12 protein-coding genes are annotated in these 10,878 nt (G+C 50.1%); 10 read left to right on the top strand and 2 right to left on the bottom strand.

Annotated elements, in window-relative coordinates:
- The first annotated feature begins 149 nt into the window (after positions 1 to 149).
- Genes H6F91_RS07410 through H6F91_RS07400 form a run of 3 tightly spaced genes read left to right on the top strand, consistent with a single transcriptional unit; the run spans position 150 to position 1,348 of the window.
- Positions 150 to 410: a hypothetical protein gene (locus tag H6F91_RS07410; RefSeq protein ID WP_190774653.1), complete on the top strand. Its 261-nt coding sequence runs from the start codon at positions 150 to 152 to the stop codon at positions 408 to 410.
- Positions 382 to 1,098: an iron-containing alcohol dehydrogenase gene (locus tag H6F91_RS27855; RefSeq protein WP_347280017.1), complete on the top strand. Its 717-nt coding sequence runs from the start codon at positions 382 to 384 to the stop codon at positions 1,096 to 1,098. Before H6F91_RS07410 ends, H6F91_RS27855 begins: the two co-directional genes overlap by 29 nt.
- Complete coding sequence (locus H6F91_RS07400; protein ID WP_242035678.1) at positions 992 to 1,348, top strand: iron-containing alcohol dehydrogenase; 357 nt, start codon at positions 992 to 994, stop codon at positions 1,346 to 1,348. The genes H6F91_RS27855 and H6F91_RS07400 overlap by 107 nt, the downstream gene beginning before the upstream one ends.
- A 56-nt stretch (positions 1,349 to 1,404) precedes the next feature.
- Here H6F91_RS07400 and H6F91_RS07395 read toward each other — a convergent pair whose 3' ends face one another.
- Positions 1,405 to 2,097, bottom strand: coding sequence for a glutathione S-transferase family protein (locus H6F91_RS07395; RefSeq protein ID WP_190774651.1), 693 nt, complete (start codon positions 2,095 to 2,097; stop codon positions 1,405 to 1,407).
- Positions 2,098 to 2,351: 254 nt separating this feature from the next.
- On the opposite strand from H6F91_RS07395, the gene H6F91_RS07390 reads away from it, so the two are divergent.
- The 7 genes from H6F91_RS07390 to H6F91_RS07360 all read left to right on the top strand — a co-directional run bounded on the left by H6F91_RS07390 (position 2,352) and on the right by H6F91_RS07360 (position 9,162).
- Entirely contained in the window at positions 2,352 to 4,268 is a 1,917-nt protein-coding gene (locus tag H6F91_RS07390) for a response regulator (protein WP_190774650.1), read from the top strand.
- A 308-nt stretch (positions 4,269 to 4,576) separates the two neighbouring features.
- Complete coding sequence (locus H6F91_RS07385; protein ID WP_190774655.1) at positions 4,577 to 4,936, top strand: hypothetical protein; 360 nt, start codon at positions 4,577 to 4,579, stop codon at positions 4,934 to 4,936.
- Between the two features lie 791 nt (positions 4,937 to 5,727).
- A complete protein-coding gene (locus tag H6F91_RS07380; protein WP_190774649.1) occupies positions 5,728 to 6,246 on the top strand; it encodes a phycocyanin subunit beta in 519 nt (172 codons plus the stop codon).
- An 86-nt stretch (positions 6,247 to 6,332) separates the two neighbouring features.
- On the top strand, positions 6,333 to 6,821 hold the full coding sequence (gene cpcA / locus H6F91_RS07375) for a phycocyanin subunit alpha (protein WP_190774648.1): 489 nt from the start codon (positions 6,333 to 6,335) through the stop codon (positions 6,819 to 6,821).
- 113 nt (positions 6,822 to 6,934) lie between these two features.
- The gene (locus tag H6F91_RS07370; RefSeq protein ID WP_190774647.1) at positions 6,935 to 7,753 is read left to right on the top strand and encodes a phycobilisome linker polypeptide; all 819 of its coding nucleotides are present in this window, start codon (positions 6,935 to 6,937) and stop codon (positions 7,751 to 7,753) included.
- A 115-nt stretch (positions 7,754 to 7,868) separates the two neighbouring features.
- Positions 7,869 to 8,732 (top strand): phycobilisome linker polypeptide, encoded by an 864-nt coding sequence (locus H6F91_RS07365; protein ID WP_190774646.1) that lies wholly within the window; start codon positions 7,869 to 7,871, stop codon positions 8,730 to 8,732.
- A gap of 166 nt (positions 8,733 to 8,898) precedes the next feature.
- On the top strand, positions 8,899 to 9,162 hold the full coding sequence (locus tag H6F91_RS07360; protein WP_190774645.1) for a phycobilisome linker polypeptide: 264 nt from the start codon (positions 8,899 to 8,901) through the stop codon (positions 9,160 to 9,162).
- A 399-nt stretch (positions 9,163 to 9,561) separates the two neighbouring features.
- Here the strand turns inward: H6F91_RS07360 and H6F91_RS07355 are convergent, their stop codons facing one another.
- Positions 9,562 to 10,614 (bottom strand): Fe(3+) ABC transporter substrate-binding protein, encoded by a 1,053-nt coding sequence (locus H6F91_RS07355; RefSeq protein ID WP_190774644.1) that lies wholly within the window; start codon positions 10,612 to 10,614, stop codon positions 9,562 to 9,564.
- Positions 10,615 to 10,878: the final 264 nt, after the last annotated feature.

Raw genomic sequence — 10,878 nt, 5'->3', positions numbered from 1 at the left:
AAGCCAAGAGTATCTTTCGCTATGGTTTCGACCACCTGCGTCAAATCCTACTGAATCTGGAGTTATTCATCGATGAGTTTTTCCACGTCCTTCAATTTTTGTCCTGTACCTAGGCCCATCGCACATACAAAAGTAATGACTTTAGAAAAATGGTAGAGGTATCCTTTAACTTCACAGTTTTAGGAATTGGCACTACGAAGCATCAAGAAATCACTTTGAGTATCACGGCCAATCTGAAACGCCTGTGTATCGACGGCATTACAACCCCATCTACGGTAAAACGCAATCGCACGAAGATTCTGTTCCCAAACACTCAAGACATACGTCGTCATTGGAATTGGCGGTGGCAGCGTTATCGATGCGGGCAAAGCTTTATCAGCCATGCTGCCCCATCAAAACTCCATCTTTGACCACCTGGAAGGAGTTGGGCGTAATCTCCCTCATAGCGGAACTAAAGTCCCTTACATTGCTATTCCAACAACATCTGGAACAGGGGGCGAGGTAACCAAAAATGCTGTCATTAGTGAGGTTGGCGAGAACGGCTACAAAAAGTCTCTGCGCCACGATAATTTCATTCCCGATGCGGTGATTGTGGATGGAACGTTACTCATCTCTTGCCCCAAGCCTGTTACTGCGGCCTGTGGGCTGGATACCTTTACCCAATTGCTGGAGCCCTACTTATCCCCAACCGCTTCTCCCTTGACCGATGCGATCGCCTGGAGCGGATTAGAGGCGATCGCCGACAATCTACTTCTTGCCTGTGGTGAAGGTGCAACCGAGATTGCTGTCCGAGAAAGCATGGCCTATGCGTCTTTGTGCTCCGGTATTGCCTTATATCATGTCTGGTTAAATGCACATGATATAAGGTCAGGGAAAAACGCTGGAGTGCTTGCTAAATCGTCATTGTGCAAAAGTGAGTATTATGTGCATTTAAGGCGACATGATATTAGCAAATGCGGGCTTAGGCATCGTGCATGGGCTCGCCTCTCCTATGGGTGGCTTCCTCCCCATTCCCCATGGAGTGGTGTGTGGAACGTTAATGGCAGCGGCAGTGCGGGCCAACTGGCAAGCGATGAAGGCACGAGAGCCAGGGAATGAGGCAATTGCCAAAATGGCTCGTTTGGGACAGCGCCTCTCAAAGGAATCTGGCAAATCTGATGCCTACTATTGCGACGCGTTAGTTGCCATTCTGGAAGACTGGACGGAACAGCTTGAGCTGCCCCGCCTGAATAAGTACGACATTCAGACATCGGATTTGAACAAAATTTTGGATCAAACACAGAACCGCAATAATCCCATTGAGCTCACTCGCAATGAAATTCGCGCTCTGGTTGAAGCTCGTCTTTAGCTGAAGTTGTTTTTTCATGCGCAAAGCACACAAAAAAACAACTTTTGAAACCAGCCCTAGTACTTGCGTAGTTCCTGGGCAGTGGTACCGGAAGCAGTATTGTTTGCGTATTTGGCATACTGCTCAATATGGTAAGCGGCAGGACTGATGGTTTCTTGAATAGATGGACGAGCCTGAATGGCAGCCCACCATTGACGGAGGCGATCGCACTCTTCCGGCAAGGCCAATCCCCGGTAATGCTCCAACGCAGACCATCGCTCAAACCAGGGGTAATAAGTCAAATCCACTAAACTGAGGGTATCTCCGAACCAAAACGGTCCATCAGAAAGTTTTTGTAACCCTTCCGTTTCCAGAAATAGCAGGTGCTTTCGCAATTCCGCGGCCCATTCTTGCTGCTTGTCAGCGTCCTGACTGAGGAGCAGTTTGTAAAAGGCGGTCGTAAATTTGGTGTTGGCAAAGTCAATCCAGATCCGGGCGATCGCCCGTTGTCCTGGGTCCGTTGGCAATAGCGGCGGCTCTGGAAACACCTCATTCAAGTACTCATTCACCACAGCAGATTCCCAGACCCGATTTCCCTCATGCTGAATGACAGGCACTTTGCCATAGGGAGATACCTCCAGAAACCAATCAGGCTTGTTCTGCAAGTCAATTTCTATCAGTTCGAAGGGAATGCCTTTTTCTAGCAGAGTTAATCGAGTACGTTGGGCGTAGGGGCAGCCGTTGGCACTAAAAATTTGAACGGAAGGCATAGGCGGTGGGGAAATAGGTGGATAATGCGCTACATCCCTTCTCAGGTAGGTAGGCAAGTTTTAAGACTTACCTACGATTAAACCGCAAGAATTCGAGTGTTTCCGTATGGCCTTCAGGCTCAGGTGAATCGACACAAGTTGAGCCAGCGTTGAACGGCCATTTACGCAAGCTGCATTCCCGCTCACAAAACTGGGAATGCACCCATTCACATATCTAAAACCTGCACGAGGCCCAATTAGTGCAGAATTTGAATATGAAGATCCTGCTCGTAGAAGACGATGAAACCCTGGCGGCAGCTCTGACTCGCAGCCTGACGGCCCAAAACTTTGTCGTGGATGCTGTGCCCGACGGCGAAATGGGCTGGAGCTACGGTTCTACCTTTGATTACGACTTGATCCTGCTGGACGTCATGCTGCCCAAGCTGGATGGCATCAGCCTGTGCAAAAAGTTTCGAGCCGAGGACTACACAACCCCGATATTGCTGCTGACTTCTGAAGACACCAGCACCGCTAAAGTACAGGGTCTGGATGCCGGGGCCGATGATTATGTCGTGAAACCATTCGATCGAGCGGAGTTGATCGCTCGCATTCGAGCCCTCCTGCGTCGCAGTAGCACCAATCCCCTGCCACTTTTAATCTGGCGAGACTTGATGCTAAATCCCGGCACCTGCGACGTTAGCTATGACGGCCAACCCCTCACCTTGACCCGCAAGGAATACGAATTGTTGGAGCTATTCCTGCGGGACAGCCAGCATGTGTTTAGCACCGAAGAAATTCTCGATCGCCTCTGGTCATCCGAAGAGTTTCCTTCAGAAGCGACGGTGCGATCGCACATCCGTCGAGTTCGTAATAAGCTCACCGCCGCAGGTGCCCCTCCGGATTTCGTCGCCACCCTGCACGGGCGCGGCTACTATCTGAAACCCGCAGAAACCGTAGAAGAGTTAGTCTGCCTTTTACCGGATCCAGGGCCGTCATCCCTCGCCCCAGCAACCGCAGCCCTCGCTCCTATCACCCCCGAGGCTCAAGAACAATACGTTGCTTTTCTAAACCAAAACTGGGTTCAAATCACCCAGCCCAAAACCCTGGAGCAAGTTGGACAGCTTGAGCAGGCTGTGGAAGCCTTGCAGAGCGATCGCCTTACGCCTCCCCTCCAAACACAGGCCAAACAAATCGCCCATAAACTGGCTGGAACCCTCGGCCTCTTCGGCTTCCACAAAGCTGTACACCTGACTCGCCAGTTGGAAAACTGGATGGGAAGCCAGGAGTCTCTGCTTCCCCGCCAGGCTAGCCTGATGTTCCCTCTGGTCACAGCTCTGCGGCAAGAAATTCAAAACAGTACCGTTGTCCATTCCTCTCAGGTACCCAGTAACCAGGGACCGTTGCTTCTACTGGTAGGGCTGGGATCAAGCCAAGCTCAGGCGATCGCCGCTTCTGCTGAAGCTCGCCAGCTCCGTACCGTCACCCTACCCACTGCCACCAGTGCTGCTTCCTGGCTCACGCCTGAAGCCATCGCCAGCCTCCCCATCAAACCTCCCGATGCCCTGCTGGTACAACTTCCCTCGGAATCTCGCCCCGAGTTAGCAGAGAACCGGAATGCGGTGCTAACAATGGTTCAGAGCTTTGCCCAACGGTTTCCCAATTTACCCATTCTGGTGATGGGCGATCGCGATACGTTGAGCGATCGCCTGGATGCACTTCGGCATGGCAGCCATCTATTCCTTCCAGCCGTGACACCTCCTGAGCAGACCATTAGTGCCATTACCCATCGCCTTAATGTACCGGATTCTCCTGCCAAGGTGATGATCGTAGACAACGATGTGGATTGGCTGCGCGCCCTTCCTACGCTGCTTAAACCCTGGGGATTTAAGGTGACCACACTAGATGATCCCCAGCAATTCTGGATTGTACTTCAAGCAGTCAATCCCGATGTGTTGGTATTAAATGCTCACATGTCTCAAATTACGGGTTACGAACTCTGCCAAATTCTCCGCTGCGACCCCTATTGGCAACGCTTACCCGTTGTATTTCTGAGCGATTTTACCGACCTTAAAAGCCAAAACCAGGCATTTGCGGCTGGGGCCGATGACTACCTCTACAAACCCATCATTGGTGCCGATCTAGCCGCCCGAATCGTTAGCCGTTTACACCGTTTACGCGCCTACATAGGGTGACAAGCAAGCCACCGTTGTCATGACAACAAGACCCGCTTTGCGATCCTGCCATTGATGGTGATCGCAAGGACAGGGTTTGATTGGAAATCTCACTTTAGTAGTTGAGATTGTGTCAAAACCCGCCCCTACGCCTTCATCCAATATGTTCAGACATTTCAAAAAGTTGTCTCGTTTATTTCGAGCTTTAGTTACAAAGAATATCCAAAACACCGCTTCAAACCAAATAATATTTTGTATTTTTAACATCTAAAGCCTATGCCATAAACCATAAATATCTGTTGATAGATATTCTCGAATTTGCTTTTCGCATGACTCAGAATGCTAATTCAACCTGTCATGTTATCACCCGTTATTTGAGAAGCCATTTAGGTGTTGTGACTCGCTTTACCAACGATATATCCTGGCAGAAACGAGAACAGCAGTTTGATGACGGTGACATCGATAGCTGTTGGATCTGTGGCTTACCTTACCCCACCCTGGGTTATTTCCGTGGCAGTTTCACACAACGCAAGGGAACACGAGTGCGATCGCTCCTCAATCTGCACATCAATCCAGAGGGGAAGCAAATTCAGAACGATGAGGCCATCGCCTGCACGACCGTCAGCAACTCGGACTACGATCCCATCTGCAATATGGCTTTACGCGCAGAAACCATTAGCAACACTTGAGCCAGACTTCTCAGGATCCTCGTCGAAACGGTTTATTTGTGCAAATGCAGATCGTAAAGCAGTTCCCCCACATCCAGAGTGTTCACCCTATCTTAAGAATTGGATAAAACCCTGATAGAAATCTAGATTCAGAGCGTGGAAGCTGCTAGTACGCTGAGGCGGAAATCCATCACCTATGTTTTTGTGTAGGGTGCTTCGCACCCTACACAAAAACATAGGTTGCGGACTTAGGCCGTAGCCTACTAGTTCCACGCCCTGAATCTGAACTTTCACGCAAAATCCTGAGACAGAATGTAACCAAATGTAAACGTTTGTTTCAAACAACCTTGTCCGTAATCCCAGTCACAACATGCCGAATGCTAAGCCTGATACTAATTTCAGCGATCGCTTAACATTTTTTAATCTATAACATCAGTGAAACCTCTCAATTTGCACAGGTTTTGCACAAACGGATTGGTTTAATCGTAGGCATCGGTTCGAGAGGCGCTGAACCAAAAGCCCGGAAAGGAGCCAAGGTTCATATCTCTTCCCTCCTCAAGAGACCATTGATTGGTTGAACTTGACGGGTTTTGAAGAGAGGCATCGTTACAGATGTTCGCAAGATTGCCGAAGTCGAACTGAGGTTTCTGAGCAAACCGACAACTATTTATATAGGATTTACGCTTCGTTGCATTTGTCCTAGCCTACAGGTTTTTCTGTTGGAATAGTTTCGTTTGCCCGCCCTCAGACGATTTTAAGCGTACGCCTGATTGAATCGAATGCCCATCAACATGATTTTAGGAGCTACTTGAATGTTAGATGCGTTTGCCAAAGTGGTGTCTCAAGCGGATACCCGGGGCGATTATGTTAGCGATTCTCAAATCGATGCTCTGAAAGCAATGGTTGCTGAAGGCAGCAAGCGGATGGACGTGGTTAACCGGATCACCTCCAACTCTTCCACCATCGTTGCCAATGCCGCTCGGGCTCTGTTTGCTGAGCAGCCTCAACTGATCTCTCCTGGCGGTAATGCATATACCAACCGTCGGATGGCAGCTTGCCTGCGCGACATGGAAATCATCTTGCGCTATGTAACCTATGCAGCCTTCACCGGTGATGCTAGCGTTCTGGATGATCGCTGCCTGAACGGTCTGCGTGAGACCTACCTGGCACTGGGCGTACCTGGTGGTTCCGTTGCTACTGGTGTTCAAAAGATGAAAGAAGCTGCGATCGCGATCGCTAACGATCGTAACAACATCACCCAGGGCGATTGCTCCAGCCTGATGGCTGAACTGGGTAGCTACTTCGATCGCGCTGCTTCTGCTGTAGGCTAAGCCCGACGTTAGCTTAATTCAAAGCTTGAACAAGTTTTGACGAACGACATTCATCCATTTCGTAGCAAAGACAAGGAATTATCAAAATGAAAACGCCTTTAACAGAAGCTGTAGCCGCCGCTGATTCTCAAGGTCGGTTCCTGAGCTCCACCGAGATGCAAGTAGCTTTCGGTCGTTTCCGTCAAGCTGCTGCTAGCTTGGATGCTGCTAAGGCTCTGGCTTCCAAATCTAACAGCTTGGCTCAAGGTGCTGCTAACGCGGTTTACCAGAAGTTCCCTTACACCACCCAAATGCAGGGCGCTAACTACGCTGCTGACCAGCGTGGTAAGGACAAGTGCGTTCGTGACATCGGCTACTACATCCGCATGGTTACGTACTGCCTCATCGCAGGTGGCACCGGCCCCATGGATGACTACCTGATCGCTGGTTTGGCTGAAATCAACAAGACCTTCGACCTCTCCCCCAGCTGGTACGTTGAAGCTCTGAAGCACGTTAAAGCTAACCACGGTCTGTCTGGCGACGCCGCTGTTGAAGCGAACTCTTACATCGACTACGCTATCAACGCTCTGAGCTAATTGCTCTGCCAATCCAGAACCGCAGGAAACTGTCCAGGGCAACCCCCTGGTAGTTTTCTGGGGTTCTGGTCGTATTTGTCGGTTTGTCCTTTTTTAATTAAGGGGATTTTTCCATGACAAGTTCTACGGCAGCTCGGCAGCTTGGTTTTGAGCCCTTTGCTCAAGTGTCTCCGGTAGAGTTGCGGGCTAACTGGACGGAAGGTGATGTGCAAGCGGTTATCACAGCCGCCTACCGTCAGGTGTTCGGCAATGATCATCTGATGCAGAGTGAGCGTCTTACCACGGCAGAATCACTCCTGCGCCAGGGCAGCATTTCAGTGCGCGATTTTGTGCGGGCACTGGCTCAATCCGAGCTCTATCGAAATAAGTTTTTTCATTCCACACCGCAAGTACGTTTTATTGAGCTGAATTACAAGCATCTGCTGGGCCGTGCGCCCTACGACGAAGCAGAGATCGCATTTCACGTCGATCTCTATACCTGCGAAGGGTATGCAGCAGAGATCGATTCATATATTGATTCGCTCGAATATCAAGAAAACTTTGGTGAATCCATCGTTCCAAGCTACCGGGGGTTTGCAACCCAACGGGGTCAGAAAACGGTGGGTTTTAACCGCATGTTTCAACTGTATCGGGGTTATGCCAATAGCGATCGCGCCCAGGGCAAAAACAATGCTGCCTGGTTAACCCAGGACTTGGGCCGCAATCTGGCAACTCCTGTACACACGGCAACCTTTGGTCAGGGATTAATGGGAACCCGTGGGGGCGATCGCTCCCAACTGTTCCGCATCCGAACTATGCAGATGGCTAACACCCGTAGACCTCAGGTACGTCGGAGCCTGTCCGAATACATCGTATCCTACGATGACCTCTCACCCACTCTGCAACGACTCAATCAACGTGGCGGCCGTGTGGTGAGTGTGACCCCGGCTTAGGACGTGTTTTGAAGGTCATTTTTTTGAGTGCTTTACGTCTCAAAAGGCGTTTTAGCAAACCATCAGCAAACAGCGTTTACACGCCTAACTAACATGTGAGCTAGGAGAATCCTACATGGCAATTACGACTGCTGCATCCCGTCTCGGAACAACCGCTTTTGAAAATGTATCTCCCATGGAACTCCGTCCCAACTGGAGCCAAGAAGATGCCAAAGCTATTGTGCAAGCGGTCTATCGTCAGGTGCTGGGTAACGACTACCTGATGCAATCTGAGCGTCTGACCGGACTGGAGTCCCTCCTCGTCAACGGAAAGCTTTCGGTTCGGGACTTTGTGCGGGCCGTTGCCAAATCGGATCTGTACAAAACCAAGTTTCTCTATCCCAACTTCCAAACCCGCGTTATCGAGCTGAACTTCAAACACCTTCTAGGCCGCGCGCCTTACGATGAAGCTGAAGTGATTGAGCACCTCGATCGCTACCAGAATCAGGGCTTTGAAGCCGACATCGATTCCTACATCGACTCTGCGGAATACGATTCTAGCTTCGGCGACAATATCGTGCCTTACTACCGTGGTTTCGCCACCCAAACCAACCAAAAAACCGTTGGTTTCACCCGCATGTTCCGTCTCTACCGTGGCTATGCGAACAGCGATCGCTCCCAACTGGAAGGCACCAGCTCCCGCCTCGCTGGCGAACTGGCTCGCAACAGCGCTTCTGCTGTGGTAGCCCCTGCGGGTGAAGGGTTTGCCTATCGTCCTTCAAAGCGTGCGACAGCTCCCACTCGCGTATTTGGTCGGTCCAGTGCAGGGTCGAGCGATCGCCTCTATCGCATTGAAGTATCTGGTACCAATCTGCCCGGCTATCCCAAAGTTCGCCGCAGCAACAAAGAGTTTGTTGTACCCTATGAGCAACTCTCTGACACACTTCAGCGGATCAACAAGCTGGGCGGTAAAGTAGCCAGCATTACCGTGGCTCAATAAGCGCTCGTGTGCACGGGTAATTTATGGGTTTTATGACGCATAAATTACCCATTTTGTAACAATCGAGGTTGTATGAAGAGTTGATTTTTCGTACACTAGCTTCTAATCAACTAGATACGAATAATCAACGTTACAACCACACTCTAGGAATAAAAGTAGGATCATCATGTTAGGACGTTCAGCTCTCGTTAGTGCTTCTAGCGCCCCTTCTGAGAACCGTGTTTTTGTATACGAAGTAGAAGGCCTGCGTCAAAGCGATCAAACGGATAACAATCGCTACCCTGTGCGCAATAGTGGCACAATCGCAATTCAAGTTCCTTACAGCCGTATGAACGAAGAAATGCGCCGTATTACCCGTCTGGGTGGCAGAATTGTCGCCATTCACCCCCAATCTGAGTACACCGCCAGCCAAGAATCTTCTGAAGGTTAATCTATAACTCTTCACAAGTAAACGTGGTAACGCTGTACCAAGCCTATAAAGAAAGCGCAGTTTAAAAACTGCGCTTTCTTTATACATTAGTTCGGACAGTTTTTCTGAAATCCTTGATTTTGCGTGCGCTTCGCGCACGCAAAATCAAGGATTTCAGAAAAACTGTCCAGAGTATTGTTATAGGCTTACCTTTTGTTTAAAGCCCAGACATCTGATTTGGCTGTTATTTTGTAACGGCGAATAGATTCCTGGGTTTTGAAAAGGTGGAGTGAGGCACTTAATATCCCACTCCACCCGTTGAGTCAAAGCGTGCAGCGCTATAGTAATGATGACGTGAGCACAGCTTCCAATTAGATGAGTTCACGCTTCACCGGGTAGGAATGTTGTACCAGAACATTCCTACCGCCATCCTGCGCGGTCCATAATCCGCAGAGCTTCCTCGTTGTTTCGCCCAAAGACGCTAGCGTTCAGCTCATCCTGCTTGAATGTACCAAAGCTATTCAGAGTTGGGTCTACCGACGTTCCTTCTACAACAGGGTACTCATTGTTCCCAGAAGCGAAGATTTCCTGAGCTTGCTGGCTTACCAGATACTCTAAGAAACGAGTCGCAGCTTCAGCGTTAGGAGAGGTCTTCAGCACCCCCGCACCGCTAATATTAACGTGGGTTCCGCGATCGCGCTGATTCGGGAAGAAAATACCAACCTTCTCGGCTGCAGCCTTCTCCTCAGGGTTCTCAGACTTCAGCAACCGAATTAAATAATAGGTATTGGAAATCGCTAGATCGCCAACGCCAGCAGCAACCGCCTGAATCTGAGGAGTGTCGCCGCCCTCCGGTGGACGAGCAAAGTTCGCAACTAGACCCCGGGCCCATTCTTCGGTTTCAGCAGCACCTAAGTGATGCAGCAGCGAACCCGTCAGAGATTGGTTGTAGATATTGCTGGAGGAACGAACCAGAATCTTACCGCGCCATTTGGGATCAACCAGATCTTCATAGGTAGAGAGGTCTGCTGGATTCACCCGATCCTTGTGATACATAATCACTCGTGCCCGCCGGGTAAAGCCAAACCACAGCCCATCGGGATGGCGAAGGCTAGCAGGAATAGCCCCGCTTAATACAGAAGAAGAAACAGGTTGGAACAATTCTTCCTGCTCAGCGCGCCAGAGACGGCCCGCATCAACGGTCATCAGCAAGTCTGCCGGGCTGTTGGCTCCTTCGCTCTTAATCCGCTCAATCAATTGATCAGCTTCGGCTTCGACCACATTCACCCGAATTCCGGTCTGATCTGCAAAGCCCTGATATAACGACTCATCCGTGTCATAGTGGCGTGAACTGTAGAGGTTCACCACTCCTGTTTGGGCTACGGCCCGCTGAGAGCGGTTCCACGCTCCGGCGGCGATCGCCGCTGTCGCTGCCCCGCTGGCGAGAAATACCCGCCGCGTCATCTTACCCATGTTTTACGACTCCTCGTAACGACGTCTAATGAATGAAACGCGATCGCACGACAGCCACCGTTTTCTGAACGGCGATCCCAGATAATTTAGGTCAGGCTGTACGGTATAAACCACAAGCATTGTACACTATTGAAAGTAATTCCTAATTACTTAGGAGCTTTAATTCCACTAAAGCGCATTTCCTGCCTTTGGTTACTGGCTCATTCAGAATTAGTCATGTTTTTCTTGACCTGTCAGAGCGACTATGCCTGTCACTATCTTGCA

This window comes from Leptolyngbya sp. FACHB-8 (assembly GCF_014695575.1).
Taxonomy (GTDB): domain Bacteria; phylum Cyanobacteriota; class Cyanobacteriia; order Elainellales; family Elainellaceae; genus Vacuolonema.
The sequence above is the reverse complement of the archived record's forward strand: the minus strand, read 5'-3'. Positions and strand labels throughout refer to the sequence as shown.